21 protein-coding genes and 1 pseudogene are annotated in these 24,720 nt (G+C 73.9%); 14 read left to right on the top strand and 8 right to left on the bottom strand.

Annotation, left to right across the window (positions count from 1 at the left end; genetic code table 11):
* Positions 1-185 precede the first annotated feature (185 nt).
* Together ACWEFJ_RS21980 and ACWEFJ_RS21985 are read right to left on the bottom strand one after the other, a co-directional pair.
* Positions 186-1,049, bottom strand: coding sequence for a spermidine synthase (locus tag ACWEFJ_RS21980; RefSeq protein ID WP_378095164.1), 864 nt, complete (start codon positions 1,047-1,049; stop codon positions 186-188).
* Between the two features lie 7 nt (positions 1,050-1,056).
* On the bottom strand, positions 1,057-1,410 hold the full coding sequence (locus tag ACWEFJ_RS21985; protein WP_449714857.1) for a hypothetical protein: 354 nt from the start codon (positions 1,408-1,410) through the stop codon (positions 1,057-1,059).
* A gap of 19 nt (positions 1,411-1,429) precedes the next feature.
* Here ACWEFJ_RS21985 and ACWEFJ_RS21990 point away from each other — a divergent pair, with 19 nt between their 5' ends.
* A complete protein-coding gene (locus tag ACWEFJ_RS21990) occupies positions 1,430-1,792 on the top strand; it encodes a DUF1304 domain-containing protein (protein WP_378095168.1) in 363 nt (120 codons plus the stop codon).
* Here the strand turns inward: ACWEFJ_RS21990 and ACWEFJ_RS21995 are convergent.
* Positions 1,719-3,170 (bottom strand): YibE/F family protein, encoded by a 1,452-nt coding sequence (locus ACWEFJ_RS21995; protein WP_449714858.1) that lies wholly within the window; start codon positions 3,168-3,170, stop codon positions 1,719-1,721. The two genes, ACWEFJ_RS21990 and ACWEFJ_RS21995, sit on opposite strands and share 74 nt — an antisense overlap.
* A gap of 164 nt (positions 3,171-3,334) precedes the next feature.
* Here ACWEFJ_RS21995 and ACWEFJ_RS22000 point away from each other — a divergent pair, with 164 nt between their 5' ends.
* Positions 3,335-3,961, top strand: a complete 627-nt coding sequence (locus ACWEFJ_RS22000; protein ID WP_378095191.1) for a nitroreductase family protein — start codon at positions 3,335-3,337, stop codon at positions 3,959-3,961.
* On the opposite strand, the gene ACWEFJ_RS22005 is transcribed toward ACWEFJ_RS22000, so the two are convergent.
* Together ACWEFJ_RS22005 and pnuC are read right to left on the bottom strand one after the other, a co-directional pair.
* Positions 3,951-5,036 carry an AAA family ATPase gene (locus ACWEFJ_RS22005; RefSeq protein ID WP_449714859.1) on the bottom strand — a complete coding sequence of 362 codons (1,086 nt, stop codon included), beginning with the start codon at positions 5,034-5,036 and terminating at the stop codon, positions 3,951-3,953. The genes ACWEFJ_RS22000 and ACWEFJ_RS22005 overlap by 11 nt on opposite strands.
* Positions 5,033-5,674: a nicotinamide riboside transporter PnuC gene (gene pnuC, locus ACWEFJ_RS22010; RefSeq protein ID WP_378095174.1), complete on the bottom strand. Its 642-nt coding sequence runs from the start codon at positions 5,672-5,674 to the stop codon at positions 5,033-5,035. Before pnuC ends, ACWEFJ_RS22005 begins: the two co-directional genes overlap by 4 nt.
* A gap of 46 nt (positions 5,675-5,720) precedes the next feature.
* Between pnuC and ACWEFJ_RS22015 the strand changes: the two genes are divergently transcribed.
* Positions 5,721-7,625 carry an intein-containing Rv2578c family radical SAM protein gene (locus tag ACWEFJ_RS22015; RefSeq protein WP_449714860.1) on the top strand — a complete coding sequence of 635 codons (1,905 nt, stop codon included), beginning with the start codon at positions 5,721-5,723 and terminating at the stop codon, positions 7,623-7,625.
* Positions 7,626-7,634: 9 nt separating this feature from the next.
* Here ACWEFJ_RS22015 and ACWEFJ_RS22020 read toward each other — a convergent pair whose 3' ends face one another.
* Positions 7,635-9,044, bottom strand: coding sequence for an FAD-binding oxidoreductase (locus ACWEFJ_RS22020; RefSeq protein ID WP_449714861.1), 1,410 nt, complete (start codon positions 9,042-9,044; stop codon positions 7,635-7,637).
* Positions 9,045-9,156: 112 nt separating this feature from the next.
* Here ACWEFJ_RS22020 and ACWEFJ_RS22025 point away from each other — a divergent pair, with 112 nt between their 5' ends.
* The 8 genes and pseudogenes from ACWEFJ_RS22025 to ACWEFJ_RS22060 all read left to right on the top strand — a co-directional run bounded on the left by ACWEFJ_RS22025 (position 9,157) and on the right by ACWEFJ_RS22060 (position 18,449).
* Positions 9,157-9,558 carry a nuclear transport factor 2 family protein gene (locus ACWEFJ_RS22025; RefSeq protein WP_378095182.1) on the top strand — a complete coding sequence of 134 codons (402 nt, stop codon included), beginning with the start codon at positions 9,157-9,159 and terminating at the stop codon, positions 9,556-9,558.
* A gap of 71 nt (positions 9,559-9,629) precedes the next feature.
* Positions 9,630-10,229, top strand: coding sequence for a TetR/AcrR family transcriptional regulator (locus ACWEFJ_RS22030; RefSeq protein WP_449714862.1), 600 nt, complete (start codon positions 9,630-9,632; stop codon positions 10,227-10,229).
* A complete protein-coding gene (locus tag ACWEFJ_RS22035; protein ID WP_449714863.1) occupies positions 10,226-10,975 on the top strand; it encodes a TIGR03084 family metal-binding protein in 750 nt (249 codons plus the stop codon). The genes ACWEFJ_RS22030 and ACWEFJ_RS22035 overlap by 4 nt, the downstream gene beginning before the upstream one ends.
* Positions 10,972-12,560 (top strand): annotated as a pseudogene (locus ACWEFJ_RS22040) (acyclic terpene utilization AtuA family protein). Before ACWEFJ_RS22035 ends, ACWEFJ_RS22040 begins: the two are co-directional and overlap by 4 nt.
* Positions 12,557-13,711 (top strand): acyl-CoA dehydrogenase family protein, encoded by a 1,155-nt coding sequence (locus ACWEFJ_RS22045; RefSeq protein WP_449714864.1) that lies wholly within the window; start codon positions 12,557-12,559, stop codon positions 13,709-13,711. Before ACWEFJ_RS22040 ends, ACWEFJ_RS22045 begins: the two are co-directional and overlap by 4 nt.
* Complete coding sequence (locus ACWEFJ_RS22050) at positions 13,708-15,303, top strand: acyl-CoA carboxylase subunit beta (protein WP_378095189.1); 1,596 nt, start codon at positions 13,708-13,710, stop codon at positions 15,301-15,303. The genes ACWEFJ_RS22045 and ACWEFJ_RS22050 overlap by 4 nt, the downstream gene beginning before the upstream one ends.
* A gap of 6 nt (positions 15,304-15,309) precedes the next feature.
* A complete protein-coding gene (locus tag ACWEFJ_RS22055; protein WP_449714865.1) occupies positions 15,310-17,289 on the top strand; it encodes an acetyl/propionyl/methylcrotonyl-CoA carboxylase subunit alpha in 1,980 nt (659 codons plus the stop codon).
* Complete coding sequence (locus ACWEFJ_RS22060) at positions 17,286-18,449, top strand: acyl-CoA dehydrogenase family protein (RefSeq protein ID WP_378098021.1); 1,164 nt, start codon at positions 17,286-17,288, stop codon at positions 18,447-18,449. The genes ACWEFJ_RS22055 and ACWEFJ_RS22060 overlap by 4 nt, the downstream gene beginning before the upstream one ends.
* A 1-nt stretch (position 18,450) precedes the next feature.
* Here the strand turns inward: ACWEFJ_RS22060 and ACWEFJ_RS22065 are convergent, their stop codons facing one another.
* A complete protein-coding gene (locus ACWEFJ_RS22065) occupies positions 18,451-19,413 on the bottom strand; it encodes a hypothetical protein (protein WP_449714866.1) in 963 nt (320 codons plus the stop codon).
* A 734-nt stretch (positions 19,414-20,147) separates the two neighbouring features.
* On the opposite strand from ACWEFJ_RS22065, the gene ACWEFJ_RS22070 reads away from it, so the two are divergent.
* Together ACWEFJ_RS22070 and ACWEFJ_RS22075 are read left to right on the top strand one after the other, a co-directional pair.
* Complete coding sequence (locus ACWEFJ_RS22070) at positions 20,148-21,281, top strand: S8 family peptidase (RefSeq protein ID WP_449714867.1); 1,134 nt, start codon at positions 20,148-20,150, stop codon at positions 21,279-21,281.
* A 30-nt stretch (positions 21,282-21,311) separates the two neighbouring features.
* Positions 21,312-22,436, top strand: a complete 1,125-nt coding sequence (locus ACWEFJ_RS22075) for a S8 family peptidase (RefSeq protein WP_378098014.1) — start codon at positions 21,312-21,314, stop codon at positions 22,434-22,436.
* A gap of 353 nt (positions 22,437-22,789) precedes the next feature.
* Here the strand turns inward: ACWEFJ_RS22075 and ACWEFJ_RS22080 are convergent, their stop codons facing one another.
* A complete protein-coding gene (locus tag ACWEFJ_RS22080) occupies positions 22,790-23,245 on the bottom strand; it encodes a GNAT family N-acetyltransferase (protein ID WP_449714868.1) in 456 nt (151 codons plus the stop codon).
* A gap of 236 nt (positions 23,246-23,481) precedes the next feature.
* Between ACWEFJ_RS22080 and ACWEFJ_RS22085 the strand changes: the two genes are divergently transcribed.
* Positions 23,482-24,669, top strand: a complete 1,188-nt coding sequence (locus tag ACWEFJ_RS22085) for a S8 family peptidase (RefSeq protein ID WP_378094843.1) — start codon at positions 23,482-23,484, stop codon at positions 24,667-24,669.
* Positions 24,670-24,720 lie beyond the last annotated feature (51 nt).

A 24,720-nucleotide genomic window follows, 5' to 3' on the forward strand; every position in this document is an offset into this window, starting at 1 on the left:
CGTCAAGGGGGCCGTTCCAGCGTCAGGTGCGGTAGGGCCGGGAGTGCCCCCTTGACACGCGCGGTAGGGCTGCGCCAGGTCGGCGGGATGACACGGAACCCTTCTGTTGGGGAAGGGCGGGGGTTGGCCGGTGGGGTGGTGGGGGAGGAGTGGGGCGAGAGGGTGGTGGGGGTGGCGGGGGTGTGTCAGTCGGTGGGGAGGCCCCAGGTGCCCTTTGGTGGGGCGGGGGATTGGGTGGCGGTGGCGTCGGTGGTCGGGGGGATGCCGCCGATGAAGCGGATCAGGGAGTCGCCGTGTTCGACCCGGCCCGGGAACGGGTCGCCGGCGGACAGGCGGATCAGGGAGGCGATCGGTAGGTCGACGTGGGAGGCGACGAGGACGAAGTTGCCGAAGCGGCGGCCTCGGAAGACGGCCGGTTCGGCCAGGACGCAGACGTGGGGGAAGACGGCGCGGACGGTGGCGGCTTGGGCTTTGGCGAAGGACATCTTGCCGCCGTCGCCGATGTTGGCCGCGTAGATGCCGTCCGGGCGCAGGGTGCGGGAGGCCAGGGCGACGTATTCGACGGACGTCAGGTGCGCCGGGGTGCGGGAGCCGGCGAACACGTCGGTGACGACCAGGTCGAAGGTCGATTCCGGGGCTTTGGCGAGGACGGCGCGGGCGTCGCCGTTGCGGATGCGCAGGCGCCAGGTGCGGTCCAGCGGGAGCAGGCCGCGGACCAGGTCGATCAGGGCCGTGTCGATCTCGACGACCTGTTGGCTGGAACGGGGTCTGGTCGTGGCGATGTAGCGCGGCAGGGTGAGCGCGCCGCCGCCCAGGTGGAGGGCGCGGATCGGGTCGCGGTCCGGGGCGACCAGGTCCGCGACGTGGCCGAGCCGGCGCAGGTACTCGAACTCCAGGTGCGTCGGGTCGTCCAGGTCCACGTGGGACTGGGGGGTGCCGTTCAGGCGCAATGTCCACGCCCTCGGCACGTCGGGGTCGGGGACCAGTTCCGCGATGCCCGAGTCCACCTCCCGGCTGATGGTCTCGTCGGCTTTCCGGATCCGTCCCACCCTGCGATTATCCCGGTAGTCCCGGGGTGCGGCGCTTGCGGTCCACCAGCCTGCCCAGGCGCTCGGTGGCGCCCTGCAATGGGCCGAGGGTGGCGGCCAGGACGCGGATCGACTCGTCCAGGTGACCGGTGTTGCCGGTCAGGCCGGCCAGTTCCGGCTCCAGCTCGGTGAGTCGGCGTTGCACCTCCTCCAGCTGGTGCAACGCCTCGGGCAGCTCGTTGGCCAGGAACGTGGCGAGCTGCTCCAGCCGTTCGAGGGTGCCCCGCAGGTCGGTCAGCGCTTCCAGCGCGTCGGCGATGCGCGGCAGTGCGAGCACCCCCGACACCAGCCCGGTGGCGACACCCAACGCGGTCCGCAACATGCGAGTACGTTACCGACCTGTGCAGATCGCCGCTGACGTCCTCACCGCGCTGGTCGCGGCCATCCACCTCTACATCGTGGTGCTGGAGATGGTCCTGTGGACCACGCCGCGCGGCCGGGCGGTGTTCGGGACCACGCCCGAGTTCGCCGCCCAGTCGAAGGTGCTGGCCGCCAACCAGGGCCTCTACAACGGGTTCCTGGCCGCGGGCCTGGTCGTGGCCCTGGTGGTGCGGGGGACGACGGGGTTCGCGTTCGCGGTGTTCTTCCTGGTCTGCGTGATCGTGGCCGGGTTGTACGGCGCGGCGACGGTCAGTCGTCGGATCCTCGTCGTGCAGTCCGTTCCCGCCGCGATCGCGTTGGCGCTGGTGCTGATCGCGCGGTAGGGGCCCGCCACGGGCCCTTGGCCGGGTCGTAGCCGGTGCGCAGGTCGCCGGACACGCGGGTGCGCCACGTGGAGGTCGTTCCCGGGGTGGTCGCCTCTGGGGTGGTCGCCTCTGGGGTGGTCGCCTTTGGGGTGGTCGTCTTCGGGGTGGTCGGCGCGGGTCGGGCGGGTGCCGGTTCGCGGCGGGCGACGAAGGCGGCCAGGGCGGTGGTGATCGGCACGGCGGCGACCAGGCCGATGCTGCCCACCAGGGTGCGGACCAGTTCCTGCGCGACCTCCTGGGCGGTGAGGATCTCGCCCAGGGTGCGACCCGAGAGGGTGAACGCGAGCAGCAGCGGCAGGGCCGCGCCCGCGTAGGCCATGACCAGCGTGTTCACCACCGACGACAGGTGGTCGCGGCCGATGCGGGAACCCGCCGCGTAGAGGTCGCGGAAGCCCAGTGACGGGTTGGCGCGGCGCAGTTCCCACACCGCGCTGGTCTGCGTCACGGTCACGTCGTCCAGCACGCCCAGCGCGCCGATGATCGTGCCGGCCAGCAGCAGGCCGCGCGTGTCGATGCCGTGCCCGAGCAGCGACACGAGGTTGGCCGTGTCCTGGTCCAGGCCGGTCAGCTTGGCGAACGCGGAGAACAGGGCGCCGAGCACGCCGATCAGCGCGAGGCTCACCAGCGTCCCGAGCACGGCGGTGGACGTCCGCGCGGACACCCCGTGGGTCAGGTACAGCACCACGAACATGATCAGCCCCGCGCCGACCACGGCGACCGTGAGCGGGTTCTCGCCGGCCAGGATCGCGGGCAGCACGAACAGCACGAGCACCACGAAGCTCAACGCCAGCGCGCCCAGCGCCGCCAGGCCCTGCCAACGGCCCAGCAGGAGCACGGCGGCCACGAACAGCACCGCCAGCAGCAGCAACGGGACGCCGCGCTGGAAGTCGGCGAGCTGGTAGGACGTGCTGTCGTTGGGGTCGCCGCCGCCGTACGAGAGCACCACGGCGTCGCCCACGGCGAACCTGGGCGTGCCCGGCTGGTCCGGCACGGGGATGCGGATCTCGCGGCCGGCCGCCGCGCCGTCGCTCATCCGCACGGTCACCAGCACGCAGCCCGTGCCGCCCGGCACGCCCGCGTCCGGGCCGCACCCGCCCCGGGCCACGGCGGTCACGTCGCCGCGCACCGGCACCTGCGCGAGCCCTGCCTCCGCGCCGGTGCGCTGCTCGTGCCCGAACGGGTACAGCAGCAGCGTGCCCACCACGGTGGCGAGCACGAACGGCAGCAGCAGGACCAGCAGCAGCTTCCGGACCGGCTCGGAGGCGGGTTCGGCGGGGCCGTGCCCGTGTCCGTGGCCGTGGGCGGCGATCAGGTCCTTGGCGCGCACGGCGCACATACTGCCCGCTCGGCCTTGGTGTTCGCATGTCGGACAGTTGGGTGCGAACTCCGGCGTGGGTCCTCCGGGTCCGCCGCCCCCGGTGCCACGCTCGCCGCGTGACCACGAACTGGACACCCATTCACGGCCGGGCCTACGACCCGGTCCCGTACCGACCGGCCCGGATGCCGGTCGGGCAGTCCCTGCGCACGGCCGCCGACCTGCGCGACCGGATGCGGGAGCGCCGCACGGTGCGCATGTTCTCCCCCGACCCGGTGCCCGAACAGGTGGTGCTGGACGCCCTGGAGGTCGCCTCGACCGCGCCGAGCGGGGCCCACCAGCAGCCGTGGACGTTCGTGCTGGTGAAGGACCCCGAGGTGCGCCGGCGCATCCGGGAGGCCGCCGAGCACGAGGAACGCGTCTCGTACGCGGGCAGGCTGGGCGACGAGTGGCTGGACGCGTTGCGCCCCCTGGGCACCGACGACGTGAAGCCGCACCTGACCGACGCCCCCGTGCTGGTGGTCGTGTTCCAGCAGCGGTACTACCAGGAGCCGGACGGCACCCGGCGCAAGCACTACTACGTGGACGAGTCGGTGGGCATCGCGGTCGGCATGCTGCTCACGGCGCTGCACCTGTCCGGGCTCGCCGCGCTGACCCACACGCCGTCGCCGATGAGGTTCCTCGGCGAGGTGCTGGAACGCCCGCGCAACGAGAAGGCGTTCGCGGTGATCCCGATCGGCTACCCGGCCGACGACTGCGTGGTGCCCAACCTGGTCCGCAAGTCCCTGGACCAGGTGGTCGTCACCGTCTAGGGGCCAACGGGTCGGCGAACCGGAAGTGCGCGGCCACCGCCTCCTCGCAGGCGGCCAGCGCCTGCCGCAGCCGCTCGTCCGGCGACCCCGTGACGAGCCGCCACGGCACGCCCCGCTCGGCCAGGCGCGCCCGGAACTCCCCGGTCATCCACGCGCGCAGGTGCTCGCCGTCCCGCCACCCGTCCTGCTCGAACGGCACGCCGACGTGGTCGGTCAGCAGGTACAGGGCGGGGCGGTGGGCGTCCGGCGCGATGTCCGGGTGCGGCGCGCCGAGGTAGCGGTGGCCCCACACCGTCGCCGCCCACGGGTCGTTGTCGCACACCAGCACCGGACCGTCCACGGCGGCGTCGGCGAGCTGCTGCTGCCGCCGCGCGACGTCCTGGAAGTCGCCCACGGTCCACACCAGACGGTCCGGGGTGGCGTCCGGGTCGAACGCGCGGGCGGCGGCCAGCTTCAGCTCGGTGTGCTCCCGGCCGTACTCGGGCACCCACGGCGCGCCCAGCGCCCGCGCGAGGTCGCGGGACAGGGTGGTGGTGCCGGTGCTCTCCGCCCCGAGCACGACGATCCGCGCGCAGAGACCCACCCTGGTGGCCGGGGCGAGGTGCGCCCACCGGCCGCGCGGGTCGGCCCGGACCGCGGTGCCGGACACCGGGAAGGCGGCGCGGTCGACGTCCACCGGGACGTGCCGCGCGCCGAGCCGCTTGGCCATCTCGTCGCCGTAGTGCTCGCTGGAGAACACGGCGTCGACCCGGGCCGACGCGGGGTCGCCGTCCAGGATGGCCCGTCGCGCGAGCACCGCCCGCGCCACGCCCATGTGCAGCTCCCACACCCGGTCGCTGTGGAAGTCCATCTCGTGGTCGTCCACGTCGCCCAGCACGACCAGGCCGGGCGTGCCGGCGTGCTCGGCGCGCAGCCACGAGACCCGGTCGGCCAACGGGATCGACTCCACGCTCGACGCCAGCACGGTCACGGTGGTCCGCCCGCTGCGGGCGGCGGCCGTGCGGATGAGGTGGTGGTGACCGGCGTGCGGGGGGTAGAACTTGCCCAGCACCAACGCGTGGTCGAAGTCGCTCACGCCGTCACCGCCTCGTCCTCGCGCAGGGCCTTGGTCCAGTTGCGCAGGCCGAGCACGCACAACGCCAGGAAACCGACGTAGAGGATCGCGGTCAGCCAGAGGTCCTTGTAGGCGTACAACGGAACGTAGATCACGTCCGCGGCGATCCACAGCCACCAGCACTCGACCTTCTTGCGGGTCTGGCCCCACGTGGCCAGCAGCGAGAGGACGGTGGTCGCGGAGTCCGCCCACGGCACGGTCGAGTTGCTGAACGCGGTGAGCACCCACACCAGCACCAGGGTGCCCGCCACGCCGGCCGCGAGCAGCCACCACCACTGCGCGCGGGTCGTGCGGCCGACGGGCAGCGGTGTGTGCTGCGCGCCGCCCCGCAGCCACGCCCACCAGCCGTACAGCGCGAGCGCGACGTAGACGACCTGCAGGCCCGAGTCGGCGTACAGGCCGCTGGTCGCGAACAGCACCAGGAAGGCGAGGTTGTTGAGGATGCCGATCGGCCAGTTCCAGGGGTTCTGCCGGGCCACCAGCCACACGCAGAGCGCGCCGGTGACGAAACCCGCCACCTCGCCCCAGCTGGTGGCCACCCCGGCGACCGTGACGGCGGGGGTGTTGAAGGGCCAGAGGATGACGTCGAGCACTGACACGGGCACTCCGTTTGACCGGTTATCGAACATCTGTTCGAATGTGGACATGCGATGGGACGGGCAGAAGGACGGGGCGGACCGGCAGCAGGCCCTGCCGGGGTTGCCGGGGCTGGTGCGCAGCGTACGAACTCCCGACTTCGCCGATGTCGTGTTCCACGAGGTGAACGCCAAATCGGTGCTCAACAAGGTGCCCGGCGACGGGATGCCGTTCGGCTGGACCGTCAACCCCTACCGCGGGTGCACGCACGGGTGCACGTACTGCCTGACGGGTGACACGCCCGTGCTGCTGGCCGACGGCCGCACCAAGCCGATCGCCGAGCTGTCGGTCGGCGAGGAGGTGTTCGGCACGGCGCACGGCCGGTTCGTGGTCACCCGCGTGCGGGCGCACTGGAAGACCGCCAAGCCCGCCTACCGGGTGACCTTGAGCGACGGCACCCGGGTGGTCGCGGGCGGCGACCACCGGTTCCTCACCGACGAGGGTTGGAAGCACGTCACGCCCGGCCGCTGCGCCGACTTCGAGGAGCGGCCGTTCCTGGTGAAGGGCGCGCGGCTGGTCGGCACGGGCCGGTTCGCCACCCCGCCCGCGCAGGGCGCGGAGTACCGCGCGGGCTACCTGTGGGGCGTCGTGCGCGGCGGCGTGCCGGCCCACCCGGACGTGCTGGCCCGGGTGCGCGCGTTCGCGGGCGGCCGGGTGCCGCGGGAGGGGGAGCTGGCCGAGTGGCCGACCGGGCCGGGGGAGGAGTGGTCGAAGGGCTTCCTGGCCGGCGTGTTCGACGCGCGGGGCAGCGCCGCGGGTGGCGAGCTGGTGATGTCCAGTTCGGACAGCGCGGTGTTCGACGCGGCCGTGCTGGCGTTGACGCGGCTGCGCGTGCCGCACGCGGTCGAGGTGCGCGGCGTGCGGATCACCGGCGACCTGGCGGAGCGGCTGCGGTTCCTGCACCTGGTCAACCCGGCCGTCGGGCGCGGCAGCGCGGTCGAGGGCATGGCGGTGCCGGTCACGTCGCGGCTGAGCGTCGTGTCGGTGGAGTCGCTGGGCGTGACCCGCACGCTGTACGACATCACCACCGGCACCGGCGACTTCGTGGCCAACGGCCTGGTGAGCCACAACTGCTTCGCCCGCAAGACGCACACCTACCTCGACCTGGACGCGGGCCACGACTTCGACACGCAGGTCGTGGTCAAGGTCAACGCGGTGGAGGTGCTCACGGCGCAGCTGCGGTCCAAGCGGTGGCGGCGCGAGCACGTGGCGATGGGCACGAACACCGACCCGTACCAGCGGGCCGAGGGCCGGTACGCGTTGATGCCGGGCATCATCCGCGCGCTGGCCGACTCGGGCACGCCGTTCTCCATCCTGACCAAGGGCACCGTGATGGCGCGGGACGTCCCGCTGCTGGCGCGGGCCGCGTCGGCGGTGCCGGTGGGCATCGGGGTGTCGCTCGCGCTGCTGGACCGGGAGCTGCAGTCCGGGCTGGAACCGGGCACGCCCAGCCCGCGGGCGAGGCTCGACCTGGTGCGCCGGATCCGGGACGCGGGGCTGCCGTGCGGGGTGTTCGTCGCGCCGGTGCTGCCGGCGCTCACGGACTCGGAGGAGCAGTTGGACGCGTTGCTGGCCGCCGTCGCGGAGGCCGGCGCGACGGGCGTGACGGTCCTGCCGCTGCACCTGCGGCCGGGTGCCCGGGAGTGGTTCGCCCGGTGGCTGGTGCGGGAGCGGCCGGACCTCACCGACACCTACCGCCGGCTGTACGCGCGGGGGTCCTACGTGGACTCCCGGTACCGGCGGTGGCTGACCGGGCGCATCCGGCCGCTGCTGCGGCGGCACGGCCTCGACGCGCGCGGCAAGCGGGACGCGGTCGGCGTGCCCGGCGACGAGGAGGGGCTGTGGCCGGAGGGCAGCCTGCCGTCCTCGGCGCCGAACGCGCCGGTGGCGCAGGAGCAGTTGACCCTGCTGTGACGCCGCGGCTCACCCCGCGGTGACGGACTGCGGGAAGCGCAGCACGCGGTCGGGGTCGTAGTGGCGGGCGACGGCCCGCAGCCGGCGCAGGTTGTGCCGGTACGCCGTCCGCGCCCAGTCCTCCTGCGCCGGGTCGAGGTAGTTGATGTAGGTGCCGGCGCCGACCAGCCGCGCCAGCGCCGACTGCACGTCGTCCACCTCGCGCGTGACGTGCTCGGGCGGCAGGTCGCCGACGGTGCCGAAGACCTCGATGGACGTCGTCGCGCCGCGGTGCGGGTAGGCGGTGTCGGTCGGCGACGGCCGGTCCATCGCACCGCCGAGCGCGCCCACGATGAGCAGCGCGCTGTCCTTGCCCCGCACGGTGTCCGCCACCGCCGCCGCGTCGTCCCAGAGGCCCTGGCCGATGCGGGACGACGCGCGGAAGGCGTTGCGGGGCGGGTGCCCGGCGGTCATGATCGACGTCGCGGTCGGGTAGTCCACCTCGGCGTGCTCCAGCGGCCCGTCCGGGCCCAGCCGGGCCAGTTCCGCGAGCACCCCCGTCTCCCGGCCGGTCGAGCAGCCGAACAGGTCCACCGAGCCGTCCGGCAGGGCCACGCAGGTGGTCGACAGGTGTTCGGGGGCCGCGGTGCTCCACGGCTGCCAGGCGCCGAGCACGTCCGCCGCCGAGCCGGCCGGGAACCGGATGCGGAACACGGTCAGCACCTCGGGCACGGGCGCGGTGGCGAACTCGAACGACGTCACCACGCCGAAGTTGCCGCCGCCACCGCCGCGCAACGCCCAGAAGAGGTCGGGCTCGCGGTCCGCCGAGGCGGTCACCAGGCGGCCGTCCACCGTGACCACGCGCGCGGCGCGCAGCCAGTCGCAGGTCAGGCCGTAGGAGCGTTGCAGCCAGCCCAGGCCGCCGCCGAGGGTGAGCCCGGCGACGCCGACGGACGGGCAGTTGCCCAGCGGCAGGCACCGGCCGGCGGCGGCGAGCGCGGCGTAGACGTCGCCGAGGCGGGCTCCCGCGCCGACCACGGCGGTGCCGTCGGGCCGCACCTCGATCCGGTTCATCGGCCCCAGGTCGACGACCAGCCCGCGGTCCGGGGTGGAGTAGGCGGCGTAGCTGTGCCCACCGCCGCGGGCCGCCACGCGGAGGTCGGACCGGCGGGCCTCCTCCAGGCACCGCTGCACGTCCTCGGGCCGCGCGCAGCGCGCGATCGCGGCGGGCCGGTGGTGGTCGAACAGGGAGTTGAACGGCAGCCGCGCGGTGTCGTAGCCGTCGTCGCCGGGGAGCAGCAGCTCGCCGGCCAGCCGGGCGCGCAGCCGGTCCCACCGCACGGGTCGCGCCTCGGCGACCCCCTCGGCGGCGACCGCCGCCCCGCCCGCGGCCACCGCCGCGCCCGCCCACCGCAACACGTCCCGCCGCGACACCGCCACGCCGACCCCCTCGTCCGTCGTCGGCCCATCGAACCGGCCGACGGACCGCCGGGGAACCGCTGTTCGGCCGCTCCGCTCGTAACTTCGTACGGCGTACGGTACAATGTACGACATGAGTGCTGTGCCGGGTAGTGGAGCGGGGTTCGTGCCGACCGACGAGGACGTGGCGGGCGTGCTCGCGTGGTTCGGGAAGTGGGACGCGCTGGCCGTGGCCAAGGACGTGGAGGCCATGGCGGACATGGCGTTGTTCCCGGTCAACGCGGTGACGGACGGGTCGGCGCAGTCGTGGGACCGGGCGCGGTTCCTCGACGACATGGCGGCGTCCCTCGGCGAGGGCGACGTGGGGATGGAGTCCGTGCGCACGCCCGTCTTCGTCAACGCCAACCTGGTGTTCGTGATCACCGACGCGACCATCACGGTGGGTGACCACTCGCAGGTCGTGCGGTACGGCGACCTGCTGGTGAAGACCGACGGGCAGTGGCTGTTCCAGACCATGGTGCAAGGGGGCTGGTAGCCGCGGTGGGTCGACCGGGTCACTAACAATCAGTCTTGACTGTTTGTTAGTGGCCCGGAACACTCGGCGGCATGTCCACCGACACCGGGCAGCGGGAGGTCCGGCGCCAGGCCGACCGCAGCCGCGAGACCCGGCGCAAGCTCATGCAAGCCACCGTCGAGTGCCTGGTCGAGCACGGCTGGGCGGGCACGACGACGACCGTGGTGGCCGAGCGCGCGGGCGTGTCCCGCGGCGCCCAGCTCCACCACTTCCGCACCCGCGGCGAGCTGGTCGCCGCCGCGGTCGAGCACCTGGGTGCGGAGAGCGTGCTCGACCTGAAGGAACGCGCCCGGCAGGTCAACGGCAGCACCATCGCGGTGGTCGAGCTGATCGCCGACTTCTACGCCAGCGACCTGTTCACCGCCGCCCTGGAACTCTGGGTCGCCGCGCGCACCGATCCCGAACTCCGCACCGTCGTGGTGCCGCTGGAGGCCCGCCTGGGCCGCGAGACGCACCGGCTCGCGGTCGAGCTGCTGGGCGCGGACGAGACCAAGCCGGGCGTGCGCGAGTCGGTGCAGCTCACCCTGGACCTGGTGCGCGGCCTCGCGCTGGCCGACCAGCTCACCGACGACCGCAGGCGGCGCGCCCGGATCGTCCGGCACTGGGCCCGGGTGCTGGAGGAGTCGCTGTGATCACCGACCTGCTGGCCGACCTGGACGCCGAGAGCCGGGTGCTGGACGACCTCGTCGCGCCCCTGGCCGACTGGGCGGTCCCGACGCCCGCGCCGGGCTGGACGATCGCCCACCAGATCAGCCACCTGCGCTGGACCGACCGCCAGGCCACGCTCGCCGCCCGCGACCCGGACGCGTTCACCGGGGCGTTGCGCCGGGCCACCGCCGAGGTGGTGGAGGAGGGCGCGCGCGAGCCGATCACGCTGGAGCAGTGGCGGGCGGGCCGCGCCGAGCTGGCCGAAGCCCTCGCGGCCGTGCCGCCGGGCGTGAAGCTGCCCTGGTTCGGGCCGCCGATGAGCCCGGCCTCCATGGCCACCGCCCGGCTGATGGAGACCTGGGCGCACGGCCAGGACGTCGCCGACGCGCTCGGCGTCACCCGGGAGCCGACCCACCGGCTCCGGCACGTCGCGCACCTCGCGGTCCGCACGTTCGGCTGGTCGTTCGCGGTGCACGGCCTGCCCGTGCCGCAGGTCCCGGTCCGCGTCGAGCTGGACGCGCCCGACGGCGGCCGGTGGACGTGGGGACCGGAGGACGCCGCCGACCGGATCACCGGACCGGCGCTGGACTTCTGCCTGCTCGCGACCCAGCGGCGGCACCCCGACGACCTGGCCGTCACGGCCGTCGGCGAGGCGGCGACCGCGTGGGTGCCCGTCGCGCAGGCGTTCGCCGGCCCGCCCGGCGCGGGCCGGGAGCGGGGGCGGCCGTGATCCGCATCGGCAACGCGTCCGGCTTCTACGGCGACCGGTTCTCCGCCGTCCGCGAGATGCTCACCGGCGGCCACCTCGACGTGCTCACCGGCGACTACCTGGCCGAGCTGACCATGCTCATCCTCGGGCGGGACCGGGCGAAGGACCCGCGCCTCGGCTACGCCCGCACGTTCCTGCGCCAGCTCGAGGAGAACCTCGGCGACGCGCTGGACCGCGGCGTCCGGATCGTCTCCAACGCGGGCGGGCTGAACCCCGAGGGCCTGGCCGAGGCGATCGACGGGCTCGGGCTCGGCGCGAAGGTCGCCTTCGTGACCGGCGACGACGTGCGCGAGCGGTTCCCGGAGGCGTTGACCGCCAACGCCTACCTCGGCGCGTGGGGCATCGCCGAGTGCCTGCGGGCCGGCGCGGACGTCGTGGTCACCGGCCGGGTCACCGACGCGTCGCTGGTCGTCGGACCGGCCGCCGCGCACTTCGGCTGGGGCCGGGAGGACTTCGACGCGCTCGCGGGCGCGACGGTCGCGGGCCACGTGCTGGAGTGCGGCACGCAGGCCACCGGCGGCAACTACTCGTCGTTCCTCTCGATCGACGCCACCCGGCCCGGTTTCCCGATCGCCGAGGTGGAGGCCGACGGCTCGGCCGTCATCACCAAGCACGAGGGCACGGGCGGCGCGGTCACCGTCGACACCGTCACCGCGCAACTGCTCTACGAGATCGGCCCGCCCGCCTACGTCGGCCCGGACGTGGTCAGCCACTTCGACACCATCCGCCTCGACCCGCACGAGCGCGGCGTGCGGATCTCCGGCGTGAAGGGCTCGCCGCCGCCGGACACGCTCAAGGTGTGCCTCAACACCCTGGGCGGGTTCCGCAACTCGACCACGTTCGTGCTCACCGGGCTGGACGTCGAGGCCAAGGCCGACCTCGTCCGCCGCCAGGTGGAGGCGGCGATCGGCGGGGACGGCCTGACGTGGACGCTCGCGCGCACCGACCGGCCGGACGCGGACACCGAGGAGACGGCGAGCGCGCTGCTGCACGTGACGGTCAAGACCCCGGACCCGAAGCGGGCCAAGGCGTTCTCGCGGGCCGGGATCGAGCTGGCGCTGGGGTCCTACCCCGGCTTCCACGTCACCGCGCCGCCCGGCGACGGCACGCCGTTCGGCGTCTACCGGGCCGCGTACGTGCCGCGCTCGTCGGTGCCGCACCGGGCCGTGCTGCCCGACGGGGAGGTGGTGGAGGTATGAAGGTCCCCCCGCGCGGAAGTCTCCTGCGCCGGGTCCCGTTGGGCACGATCGCGGGCGCGCGTTCCGGCGACAAGGGCGGCGACGCCAACCTCGGCGTGTGGGTGCGCACCGACGCGCAGTACGAGTGGCTGCGCGCGGAGCTGACCGTCGCGCGGCTGAAGGAGCTGCTGCCCGAGGCGGGCGAGGTCTCCCGGCACGAGCTGCCGAACCTGCGCGCGCTGAACTTCGTGCTGCACGGCCTGCTCGGCGAGGGCGTCGCCTCCTCCACCCGCTTCGACCCGCAGGCCAAGGCGCTGGGCGAGTGGCTGCGCTCCCGCCACGTCGACGTCCCGGAGGAGCTGCTGTGACGACCACGTCGGCGCTGTTCGACACGCCCGAGCGCCGCGACCTGCGCGCGGTGGTGCGGCGGTTCACCGAGCGGGAGGTCGTGCCGCACCTCGCGGACTGGGAGCGGGCGGGCGAGCTGCCCCGGTCGCTGCACCGCGCGGCGGCGGGCATCGGGCTGCTGGGGCTGGGGTTCCCGGAGGCCGTCGGCGGCGCGGGCGACCTGCTCGACACCGTGGTGGCCACCGAGGAGCTGATCCAGGCGGGCGGGTCGTCCGGGCTGGTCGCGGGGCTGCTCACGCACGGCATCGCGCTGCCGCACATCGTGGACGCGGGCGACCCACACCTGATCGACCGGTTCGTGCGGCCGACGCTGGCCGGTGAGCTGGTCGGCGCGCTCGCGATCACCGAACCGGGCGGCGGTTCGGACGTCGCCGCGCTGCGCACCACGGCGCGTCGCGACGGTGACTCCTACGTGGTGAACGGGACGAAGACGTTCATCACGTCGGGCGCCCGCGCGGACTTCGTCACCACGGCCGTGCGCACCGGCGGTCCGGGCCACCAGGGCATCAGCCTGCTCGTGGTGGAGAAGGGCACGCCGGGGTTCGCGGTGGACCGCCGGCTGGAGAAGATGGGCTGGCACTGCTCGGACACCGCCGAGCTGTCCTTCGTGGACGCCCGGGTGCCCGCCACCCACCTGGTCGGGCCGGAGAACGGCGGGTTCGCCCTGGTCATGCGGCAGTTCCAGGTGGAGCGCGTCTCGCTGGCGGCGCAGGCGTACGCGACGGCCCAGCGCTGCCTCGACCTCACCGCGGCGTACGTGCGGCAGCGGGAGACGTTCGGCCGGCCGCTCATCGCCCGGCAGGTGGTCCGGCACCGGCTGGTGGAGATGGCGCAGCGCATCGACCTCGCGCGCACCTACACGCGCGAGGTGGCGGTGCGGGTGGCGGCCGGCGAGGAGGTGGTGGCGCAGGTGTGCTTCGCGAAGAACGCGGCCGTGGAGGCGTGCTCGTTCGTCGTGGACGCGGCGGTGCAGCTGCACGGCGGCTTCGGCTACCTCCGCGACGCGGAGGTCGAGCGGCACTACCGGGACGCGCGGATCCTCGGCATCGGGGGCGGCGCGACCGAGGTGATGACGGAGTTGGCGGCGCGGAGATTGGGGTTCACGGCATGAGTGTGCTGCGCACGGCGGTGGACCGCCGGTCGCCCGGGTACGCCGCGAACCGGGCGGCGATGCTGGCCCGGCTCGCCGAGCTGGAGGCCGAGCACGCCAAGGCCCTCGCGGGCGGCGGGCCGAAGTACACCGAGCGGCACCACCGGCGCGGCAAGCTGCTGGCCCGCGAGCGGATCGAGCTGCTGGTCGACCCGGACAGCCCGTTCCTGGAGCTGTCGCCGCTGGCCGCGTGGGGCACCGACTACCCGGTGGGCGCGAGCGTGGTCACCGGCATCGGCGTGGTCGAGGGCGTCGAGTGCGTGATCGTCGCCAACGACCCGACCGTGCGGGGCGGCGCGAGCAACCCGTGGACGCTGCGCAAGACCTTCCGGGCCAACGACATCGCGTTGCAGAACCGGCTGCCGCTGATCGGGCTGGTCGAGTCCGGCGGGGCGGACCTGCCGAGCCAGAGCGAGATCTTCATCCCCGGCGGGCGGGCGTTCCGCGACCTGACCCGGCTGTCGGCGGCGGGCATCCCGACGATCAGCACGGTGTTCGGCAACGCCACCGCGGGCGGCGCGTACGTGCCCGGCATGTCGGACTACGTGGTGATGATCGAGGAGCGGTCCAAGGTGTTCCTCGGCGGCCCGCCGTTGGTGCGGATGGCCACCGGCGAGGAGTCCGACGACGAGTCGCTGGGCGGCGCGCGGATGCACGGCGCCACCTCCGGGCTGGCCGACTTCGTGGCCCAGGACGAGGTGGACGCGATCCGGCTCACCCGGCGCGTGGTGGCCCGGCTGAACCGGCGCAAGCTCGGGCCCGCGCCGAAGGCCGTCGAGCCGCCGCGGCACGACGAGGAGGACCTGCTCGGGCTCGTGCCGACCGACCTGCGGGTGCCGTTCGACCCGCGCGAGGTGATCGCCCGGATCGTGGACGGCTCGCGGTTCGACGAGTTCAAGCCCGACTACGGCGCCGCCCTCGTGACCGGGTGGGCCGACCTGCACGGCTACCCGGTCGGGGTGCTGGCCAACGCGCGCGGCGTGCTGTTCAGCCAGGAGGCGCAGAAGGCGGCGCAGTTCATCCAGCTGGCCAACGCGAGCGACACGCCGCTGCTGTTCCTGCAGAACACGACCGGGTACATGGTCGGCGCGCAGTACGAGCAGGGCGGCATCATCAAGCACGGCGCGATGATGATCAACGCGGTGTCGAACAGCCGCGTGCCGCACCTCACCGTGGTCATGGGCGCGTCCTACGGCGCGGGCAACTACGGCATGTGCGGCCGGGCGTACGACCCCAGGTTCCTGTTCACCTGGCCGAACGCCAAGTCGGCCGTGATGGGGCCGAAGCAGCTCGCCGGCGTGCTGTCGATCGTGGCCCGGCAGGCCGCCGCCGCGAAGGGGCAGCCGTACGACGACGAGCACGACGCGGCCATGCGGCGGGTGGTGGAGGACCAGATCGAGCAGCAGTCGGTGGCCGCCTTCCTGTCCGGCCGGCTCTACGACGACGGCGTGATCGACCCCCGCGACACGCGCACCGTGCTCGGCCTGTGCCTGTCGGCGATCCACAGCGGACCGATCGAGGGCGCCGAGGGCTACGGCGTCTTCCGGATGTGAGGCGTGATGATTCGCAAGCTGCTGGTCGCCAACCGCGGTGAGATCGCGCGGCGGGTGATCCGGACGTGCCGCGAGGTCGGCGTGTCGCCGGTGGCCGTGTTCTCCGACCCCGACGCGGGCGCGCCGCACGTGCGGGAGGCGGACGCGGCGGTCCGGCTGCCCGGCGCGACGCCCGCCGAGACCTACCTGCGCGGTGACGCGGTGGTGGCCGCCGCGCTCGCCGCCGGCGCCGACGCGGTCCACCCCGGCTACGGCTTCCTGTCCGAGAACGCCGACTTCGCCCGCGCGGTCGTGGCCGCCGGGCTGACGTGGGTCGGGCCGGACCCCGACGTCATCGACGCCATGGGCTCGAAGGTGGCCGCGAAGAAGAGGATGGCCGCGGCGGGCGTGCCGGTGCTGCCCGAGCTGGACCCCGAGTCGGCCGCCGACTTCCCGCTGCTGGTCAAGGCGTCCGCCGGCGGCGGCGGACGCGGGATGCGGGTGGTGCGGTCCGCGGCCGAGCTGACCGATCAGGTCGCCGCCGCCCGCCGCGAGGCCGAGTCGGCGTTCGGCGACGGCACGGTGTTCTGCGAGCCGCTGTTGGAGCGCGCCCGGCACGTCGAGGTGCAGGTCCTGGCCGACGCGCACGGCACGGTGTGGGCGCTGGGCGAGCGGGAGTGCTCGATCCAGCGCCGGCACCAGAAGATCGTCGAGGAGACGCCGAGCCCGGCCGTCGGACCCGAGACCAGGCAGCGCCTGGTCGACGCCGCCACCCGGGCCGCCGAGGCCATCGGGTACGTCGGCGCGGGCACGGTGGAGTTCCTGCTCTCCGACGACGGGTCGTTCCACTTCCTGGAGGTCAACACCCGGCTCCAGGTCGAGCACCCGGTCACCGAGGAGGTGTTCGGCCTCGACCTGGTCGCCTGGCAGCTCGCCATCGCCGAGGGCGCGCGGCTGCCCGCCGAGCCGCCGACGCCGAACGGCCACGCCGTCGAGGCGCGCCTGTACGCCGAGGACCCCGCGCACGACTGGCGACCCGCGAGCGGCACCCTGCACCGGTTCGCCGTGCCGGGCGGCGTGCGCGTGGACAGCGGTGTGGAGGACGGCAGCGAGGTGGGCGTGCACTACGACCCCATGCTGGCCAAGGTGATCGCGTGGGCGCCCACCCGGCACGCGGCGGTCCGCAAGCTGGCCGCCGCCCTGGAGCGCGCCGAGCTGCACGGCCTCGTGACCAACCGGGACCTGCTGGTGCGCACCCTGCGCCACCCGGAGTTCCTCGCGGGCCGGACCCACACCGGGTTCCTCGACGAGCACGGCCTCACCACCCCGGACCCGGTCGACGTGCGGCCCGCCGCCCTCGCCGCCGCCCTCGCGCTGGCCGAACGGCGGCGCACCGCCCTGCCGTTGGGCTGGCGCAACGTGCCGTCCCAGCCGCGACGGGTCGCGTTCGGGCACGGCGACGACACGGTCGAGGTCGAGTACCGCCACACCCGCGCCGGCGTGGAGACGGGCCTGGACCTGGCGGTGGTGGCGGCCTCGCCGGACGCGGTGACGTTCGAGCGGGACGGGGTGCGCACCACACATCCGGTCGCGGTGTACGGCGACCGGGTGGAGGTGGGACCGGTGTCGCTGACGCTGCGGCCGACGTTCCCCGAGCCGCGGGCGAAGGTCGCGGAGGGCGCGACGGTCGCGCCGATGCCCGGCACGGTGGTGCGGGTCGCGGTCGAGCCGGGTCAACGGGTCGGGGCCGGCGCGGAGCTGCTGGTGCTGGAAGCGATGAAGATGGAGCACCGCGTGCTCGCCACCACCGGCGGCGCGGTCGCGGAAGTGCTGGTGCGGACGGGGCAGCAGGTCGACGCGGGCGACGTGCTCGCGGTGGTGGCCGGGGATCCGCCGGCCGGGCCGGGTGGGGACGGCGGGACGCGGCCGGCCGGGGAGCCGGCCGGTTCGGGCGGGCAAGGCGGGGCGCGGCAGGCGGGGTCGAGCGAAGGGGCAGCGGGCGCATGACGATCAACTTCACCGAGAGCGAGGAGCGGCGGGCGTTGCGGCAGGCCGTCGCCGACCTCGCCGGCAAGTACGGCCAGGACTACTTCACCGCCAAGGCCAGGGCGGGCGAGAAGACCGACGAGCTGTGGGCCGAGGCGGGCCGGCTCGGGTACCTCGGCGTGGCCGTGCCCGAGGAGTACGGCGGCGGTGGCGGGGGGATCGGCGACCTCGCGGCCGTGTGCGAGGAACTCGCCCGCGCCGGCTGCCCGCTGCTGCTCACCGTCGTCTCGCCGGCCATCTGCGCCACGGTCATCGCCCGCTTCGGCACGCCGGAGCAGAAGCGGCGGTGGCTGCCCGGGTTCGCGGACGGCACCACGAAGATGGCCTTCGCCATCACCGAGTCCGACGCCGGCTCAAACTCGCACAAGCTCAGCACCGCCCTGCGCCGCGACGGCGACCGGTGGGTCCTCAACGGCGGCAAGTCGTTCATCTCCGGCGTGGACGAGGTCGAAGCCGTGATGGTGGTCGCCCGGCACGTGGACGCCGCGGGCCAACGGCTGCTGCCCTCGCTGCTGATCGTGCCGACCGACGCGCCCGGTTTCACCTACCGGCACATCCCGATGGAGGTGCTGTCGCCGGAGAAGCAGTTCACCTGCTTCTTCGACGACGTCCGCCTGCCGCCGGACGCGCTGGTCGGCACCGAGGACGGCGGCCTGGCGCAGCTCTTCGCCGGCCTGAACCCGGAGCGGATCATGGCGGCGTCCTTCGCCACCGGCATGGCCCGCCGCGCACTCGACCAGGCGAGCGAGTACGCCCGCACCCGGACCGTCTGGGACACGCCCATCGGCGCGCACCAGGGCATCGCGCACCCGCTGGCGCAGTGCGCGATCCAGGTCGAGCTGGCGAGGCTGATGACCCAGAAGGCCGCGGCTCTCTACGACGCTGGGGAGGACCGGGCTGCCGGCGAGGCGGCCAACATGGCCAAGTACGCGGCGGGGGAGGCGGTGGCGGGGGCGGTGGACCAGGCCATCCAGGTCCACGGCGGCAACGGGCTGTCGTCCGAGTACGGACTCGGCGCCATGCTGGCCGCGTCCCGGTTGTCCCGCATCGCCCCGGTCAGCCGGGAGATGATCCTGAACTTCGTGGCGCAGCACACGCTGAAGTTGCCGCGCTCCTACTGAGTCAGGCCCATTCCCAGCGCAGGCCGACCACTCCGGGGCCGAAGTCGAGCGCGACCGCGTACGCGTAGCCCCAGGTGTCCACCGGGGTCTCGCGCACGTCGGTGGGTTCGCCGCCGGTCAGGCCGGTGGTGAACTGCTCACACCGCACGGGGCGGCACCGCGAGTCGTACCGAACCTCCAGGACGTACTCGCGCACGGGGTGGCGGAAGCGGCGGGAGTGCGTGTTGTCAAACGTCGGGTGGTGCGGCGCCACGTGGATCAGCTCGTACTCGACGGCCGTCCGCTCGCCCCGGCGCAGCGGGCGGTCGAGCAGCAGTTCGGCGACCATCAGGCCGTTGCGCGGGTCGGCGGACACCCGCCCGAGCCGGCACGACCGCAGCGTGCCGATGACCGGCAGCGGGTCGCCGGGCAGCCGGGTGTCGTAGCCGAGCAGCACGCGGTCCACGCCCGAGCGCTCGGCCCGCAGCACCTGGCGCGAGCGCACCCGGCGGGTGCTGCCGTCCATCGCCAGCTCCACCTGGTCGCGCAGGCTCAACCGCGTCAGGTCCTGGTCGGTGCTGGTGTCGATGTCGGCCAGCAGCTCGGCGATGGTCGCGTAGTCGTTCTCGCCGACCCAGCCCTCGGGCCCGGACACGCGCGTGCGGGGTCGCGCCTTGCCGCGCGGTCGCGGCGGTCCGAGCAGCGAGCTGAGGCCGCCGGCGCCGACCTCCAGGATCTCCTCCAGGTGGGCGACGGCGATGAGCGAGCCGGGTCGTTCCGGCCGTCTGCGACCGGACTGCCAGTAGCTCAGCGCGGCGATGCTGACCGCGACGCCCCGGGCCCGCAGCTTGTGCTGGATCCGTTCCAGGCTGAGCCCTTTGGCGCGGATCGCCGCCCGCAATGCGTCCGCGAAGGGGTCGGACCCCCCGTCGATCCGTCGGGGATCGCGCGTCCGCGATTCCGGTCCGACGACTGGCGTAGGCATCTTCGCTCCGTTCTCCCAAGGACAAGGCGAGCGACGTTATCGTGCGAAATCGCCGCCGCGGTACAGCCGATCGGGTTTCCCGTCGTGAATTTAACCGAATCGGACGGCAAAATCCGGCCCGCTGTGGAATGTTTGAATTCTCATTAACAGCAGGGGTGTGAAGCCCCGGTGGGGCGCGAACGCCGCACCGGGCTCGGTCGTCCGGCCGCCCCGCCGCCCGCGCACGGCCCAGGGCCCCGGGTACGTGGGGTGATGCGGGCCACACCGGACCGGTCGCGGGCTTCGACGGCCGTCGTGGACCCGGTGCGGCAAACCGGTCGCGGGCGAAGAACGCGAACTCTATGCCCAACGTCACGTTGACCCTCGCGGCCGATGTCGTGCGGTGGTGTTGCCGCAGGTAGCGGACGCGCGCCGAACCCGGCCGGCCGCGCGGTGGCCCGAGCGCGATGTCCGAGAGATACATAGTCACCCCGAAGAACTTCCCGCGTTCCTCCGGGACACCGCCGTTCGTCGTTTCGCCATCGGCCCGCGGCCGTATTTTCTCCACAGCGTTGAATGGGTTCTCAATCACCTTGTCGACGCGCTCGCGCGGCGCTGTCCGCCGTGGTGCGGTCTCGGTCGCGGTTCCCCGAACCACTCCCTTCGCCGGTTCCGCCGGCCGAGCGCGGTTCGGCAGACTGGCAGACCCGCGCGTGATCCGCGCCGGGTCCCCCCACCCCGCGGAGGAGAGCCGCATGCCCAAGCCCTTACCGGGCCTCGTCGTGACCGCCCTCGCCACCCTGACCGCCACCCTGTTCACCCCGGCCGCGCCCGCCGAGGCCGCCGTCCTGAACGCGGGCTCGCCCGCCGCCGTGCCGGGCAGCTACATCGTCAAGCTCGCCGACGTCGCCGCCGCCGACGCCGTGACGGCCGGGCTGGACGGGCGGGTGACCCGCCGGTACGCCGCGTTCGGCGGCTTCGCCGCGCACCTCACCCCGACGCAGGCCCGGCGGCTCGCCGCCCACCCGGCCGTCGAGTACGTCGAGCAGGACCAGGTCGTGCACGCCGACTCCACCCAGCCCGACGCGCCCTGGGGCCTGGACCGGATCGACCAGACCGCCCTGCCGCTCGACACCACCTACACCTACGCCTCCACCGGCGCGGGCGTCACCGCGTACGTGGTCGACACCGGCGTCCGGATCACGCACGCCCAGTTCAGCGGCCGCGCCGCGCACGGCTTCGACGCCGTGGACAACGACTTCGTCGCCCAGGACGACAACGGGCACGGCACGCACGTGGCCGGCCTCATCGCGGGCACGCTCAACGGCGTCGCCAAGGGCGTGCGCGTCGTGGGCGTGCGCGTGCTCGACGGCGTGGGCAGCGGCACGATCGCCGGCGTCATGGCGGGCGTGGAGTGGGTGCGGCTGAACGCGACCCGCCCCGCCGTGGCCAACCTGAGCCTCGGCGGCGGCGCCTCGGTCGCGCTGGACGACACGGTCCGGCGGCTGATCGCCTCGGGCGTCACCGCGGTCGTCAGCGCGGGCGGCTCCGGGACCAACGTCGGCAACACCTCGCCCGCCCGCGTGGCCGAGGCCGTCACGATCGGCGCGCACACCCAGACCGACGCCAGGGCCCCGTTCTCGAACTACGGGGCCGGCGTGGACCTGTACGCGCCCGGCGTCGGCATCACGTCGGCGTGGCACACCGGCGACACCGCCACCAACACCCTCAGCGGCACCTCCATGGCGACCGCGCTCGCCACCGGGGTCGCCACCCGGTTCCTCCAGTCCACCCCCTCCGCGACCCCGGCCCTGGTGCACACCGAGCTGACGAAGCCGGGGCCCGTGCCGTGGGGCGGCCGGCTCCTGCACTGGTCGCCCACCCGATAACCGCTCCTCCACCCTGCAAAGGAACCCGCCATGCGCGCACTGCTGTCCGGCCTGGGCGTCGCCGCCCTGGCCGCCGTCACCCTCACCGCACCGGCGCACGCCGAGGGCGCGGTGCTCCACGCCGGCTCGGCCGACGCCGTGCCCGGCAGCTACATCGTCAAGCTGGAGGACGTCGCCGCCGCCGACGCGGTCGCCGCCCGGCTCGACGGCCGGGTCACCCGCGCGTTCCCGGCCCTGCACGGCTTCGCCGCCACGATGACCGCGAAGCAGGCCCGCCGGCTCGCCGCCGACCCCGCGGTGGCGTACGTCGAGCAGGACCAGGTCGTGCGGGCGCACGCCACCCAGTCGCCCGCCCCGTACGGGCTCGACCGGATCGACCAACGCGCGCTGCCCGTGGACGGCGCCTACAGCTACACCTCGACCGGGCTCAACACCCGCGCGTACGTGATCGACACGGGCATCCGCACCACGCACACCGAGTTCGCCGGCCGCACCTGCCCCGGCTACGACGCGATCGACAACGACACCGTGCCGCAGGACGACAACGGCCACGGCACGGCGGTCGCGTCGCTGATCGCGGGCCGCGTCAACGGCGTCGCCAAGCAGGGCCTGGTGTGCGGCGTCCGGGTGCTCAACGGCTCGGGCAGCGGCACCACCGCCGGCGTGATCGCGGGCATCGACTGGGTCGCGCGCAACCACGTCAAGCCCGCCTCGGCCAACCTCAGCCTGGGCGGCGGCCCGTCCACCGCGATCGACGACGCGGTGCGCCGGCTGATCGCCGCGGGCGTCACGGCGTCCGTCACGGCGGGCGGCAGCAACTCCAACGCGGCCAACTACTCGCCGGCCCGCGTCACGGAGGCGCTCACGTCCGGCGCGGCCACCACCAACGACACCCGCGCCTCGTTCTCCAACTACGGCGCGGTGGTCGACGTCTACGCACACGGCACGAACATCACGGTGGCGTGGCACACCGGCGACACCGCCACCAACACCATCAGCGGCACCTCGCTGGCCACCGCGTACGTGACCGGCGTGACGCTGCGGTTCCTCCAGCTCAACCCCGCCGCCACGCCCGCGCAGGTGCACGCGGCGGTCGTGTCGGAGGCGACGCCGCTGTCGTGGGGCCGGCTGCTCCACTGGTCGCCCGCCCGGTGACCTGCCCGGTCCCGCCCGGCCGGCGAGACCTATCGCCCGGTGACCGGTCGGGCCTGACCCGGGCCGGTGACCGGTCGGGTCCGACCCGGGCCGGGGACCTGTCCGGTCCCGCCCGCCGGCGACCGGTCGCCGGGTGACCGGTCGGGTCCGACCCGGGCCGGGGACCTGTCCGGTCCGGCCCGCCGGCGACCGGTCGCCGGGTGACCGGTCGGGTCCGACCCGGGCCCGGGACCTGTCCGGTCCCGCCCGCCGGCGACCGGTCGCCGGGTGACCTGTCCGGTCCGACCCGGGCGGGTGACCTGACCAAGTCCCGCCCGGTCGTTGACCCGACCGGTGGTCGCCCGGCCGGCGACCTACTGGTCGGCGAGGTGGGCCGACGGGGCGAGCACGTGGCGCATCACGAGCTCGCCCCCGTCCACCTCGCCCGTGTCGGTGAAGCCGAACGCCGCGTACAGGCCGCGGGCGACGGCGTTGCCGGGCACCACGCTCAGCACCAGCTCGGTGCGGCCCTCGGACCGGGCCACGTCGGCGATCGCGGCCAGCCCCTTGCGGCCGAGCCCGCGGCCCTGCGCGCGTCGGTCGATCATGAACCGGACGATGCGCAGCACCTCCGGCCGGTCGCGCTCCAGGAGGGTGAACCCCACCAGCTCGTCGCCGCCGAACAGCGCAAGCGGCTGCAACTTCGGGCGGTAGACCCACGCGTCCGCGATCGACTTGAGGTTCGTCGCGACGAACGTCCGCTGCTCCTCGTGGACCTCCAGGCCGATGACGGCCCGGTAGTTGTCCTCGGTGACCGGTTCCAAGCGCATGGCGGGACGGTAGCGCCGGAGGCGTCCCACCGCTCCCGGATTTTGGGAACCCGCAGGTCAGGCGGATTGTTGACGGATGTCGGTTATCTGGCAATTGTTCACACTTCCGAGTGAACAGGCTCGATGCTTACGTTGGTGACCGTCAGCGAGGGAGAGGTGGCCCAACGTCACGCCTTCGAGCCCTGCGAAGCTCCTCGGGGTGCGGTTGGCGCCACCGTTCGAAGAACGGAATCCGCATGCGACAGTCACGACAGGTCCGGTTCCTGGCCGGGGTCGGGGCGACGGCGCTCGCCGTCACCGCGACCTCCCTGTTGGCCGCCCCGGCGCAGGCGGCGGTGGGCGAGATCCGCGCCGCCGACGCCCCCCACAAGGTCCAGAACCACTTCATCGTCAAGCTCAAGGACGGCGCGTCCGCGTCCGCCGAGAGCCTGGCGGGCCAGTACGGCGGCAAGGTCGACACCGTGTTCCGCAGCGCGCTGAACGGCTTCGCCGTGACGCTGCCCGAGGCGGCGGCCAAGCGGCTCGCGGCCAACCCGGCGGTGGAGTACGTCGAGCAGGACCAGGTCTTCACCATCCAGGCCACCCAGACCAACCCGCCGTCGTGGGGCATCAACCGCATCGACCAGCGCAACCTGCCGCTGGACTCCGCCTACAGCTACACCTCCACCGGCTCGGGCGTGAACGTCTACGTCATCGACACCGGCGTGCGGATCTCGCACTCCACGTTCGGCGGCCGGGCCCGCAACGGCTACGACGCGGTCGACAACGACAGCGTCGCGCAGGACGGCAACGGCCACGGCACGCACGTCGCCGGCACCATCGCGGGCAGCCAGTACGGCGTCGCCAAGGGCGCGACGATCTACGGCGTGCGCGTGCTGAACAACGCCGGCAGCGGCACCACCGCCGACGTGGTCGAGGGCATCGACTGGGTGACCAACAACCACGTCAAGCCGGCCGTGGCCAACATGAGCCTCGGCGGCGGCGCGTCCTCCACGATCGACGCGGCCGTGAGCCGGTCGATCTCGGCGGGCGTCACCTACGCCATCGCGGCGGGCAACAGCAACGCCAACGCGTCCAACTACTCCCCGGCCCGCGTCGCCGCGGCCATCACGGTCGGCGCGACCACGAACACCGACGCCCGCGCCAGCTACTCGAACTACGGTTCGGTGCTGGACATCTTCGCGCCGGGCTCGTCGATCACCTCGGCGTGGCACACCAGCGACACCGCCACCAACACCATCAGCGGCACCTCGATGGCCACCCCGCACGTGGCCGGCGCGGCGGCCCGCTACCTCCAGGGCAGCCGCTCGGCCACCCCGGCCCAGGTGGCCAGCTACCTGGTCGGCCAGGCCACCTCGGGCGTGGTCGGCAGCCCCGGCTCCGGCTCCCCGAACCGCCTGCTGTACCTGGCGCCCAGCGCCTGACCGCACCACGCGCGAACCGGAGCCGTCCCCCGTCAGGGGGGCGGCTCCGGC

Source organism: Actinosynnema sp. NPDC004786 (genome assembly GCF_053601135.1).

Bases quoted from the DNA above. Each gene is read 5' to 3' on its own strand.
- ACWEFJ_RS21985 (WP_449714857.1), bottom strand. From the start codon at position 1,410: ATGTTGCGGACCGCGTTGGGTGTCGCCACCGGGCTGGTGTCGGGGGTG.
- ACWEFJ_RS21995 (WP_449714858.1), bottom strand. From the start codon at position 3,170: ATGTGCGCCGTGCGCGCCAAGGACCTGATCGCCGCCCACGGCCACGGA.
- ACWEFJ_RS22000 (WP_378095191.1), top strand. From the start codon at position 3,335: ATGCCGGTCGGGCAGTCCCTGCGCACGGCCGCCGACCTGCGCGACCGG.
- ACWEFJ_RS22015 (WP_449714860.1), top strand. From the start codon at position 5,721: ATGCGATGGGACGGGCAGAAGGACGGGGCGGACCGGCAGCAGGCCCTG.
- ACWEFJ_RS22025 (WP_378095182.1), top strand. From the start codon at position 9,157: ATGAGTGCTGTGCCGGGTAGTGGAGCGGGGTTCGTGCCGACCGACGAG.
- ACWEFJ_RS22030 (WP_449714862.1), top strand. From the start codon at position 9,630: ATGTCCACCGACACCGGGCAGCGGGAGGTCCGGCGCCAGGCCGACCGC.
- ACWEFJ_RS22050 (WP_378095189.1), top strand. From the start codon at position 13,708: ATGAGTGTGCTGCGCACGGCGGTGGACCGCCGGTCGCCCGGGTACGCC.
- ACWEFJ_RS22055 (WP_449714865.1), top strand. From the start codon at position 15,310: ATGATTCGCAAGCTGCTGGTCGCCAACCGCGGTGAGATCGCGCGGCGG.
- ACWEFJ_RS22060 (WP_378098021.1), top strand. From the start codon at position 17,286: ATGACGATCAACTTCACCGAGAGCGAGGAGCGGCGGGCGTTGCGGCAG.
- ACWEFJ_RS22065 (WP_449714866.1), bottom strand. From the start codon at position 19,413: ATGCCTACGCCAGTCGTCGGACCGGAATCGCGGACGCGCGATCCCCGA.
- ACWEFJ_RS22070 (WP_449714867.1), top strand. From the start codon at position 20,148: ATGCCCAAGCCCTTACCGGGCCTCGTCGTGACCGCCCTCGCCACCCTG.
- ACWEFJ_RS22075 (WP_378098014.1), top strand. From the start codon at position 21,312: ATGCGCGCACTGCTGTCCGGCCTGGGCGTCGCCGCCCTGGCCGCCGTC.
- ACWEFJ_RS22080 (WP_449714868.1), bottom strand. From the start codon at position 23,245: ATGCGCTTGGAACCGGTCACCGAGGACAACTACCGGGCCGTCATCGGC.
- ACWEFJ_RS22085 (WP_378094843.1), top strand. From the start codon at position 23,482: ATGCGACAGTCACGACAGGTCCGGTTCCTGGCCGGGGTCGGGGCGACG.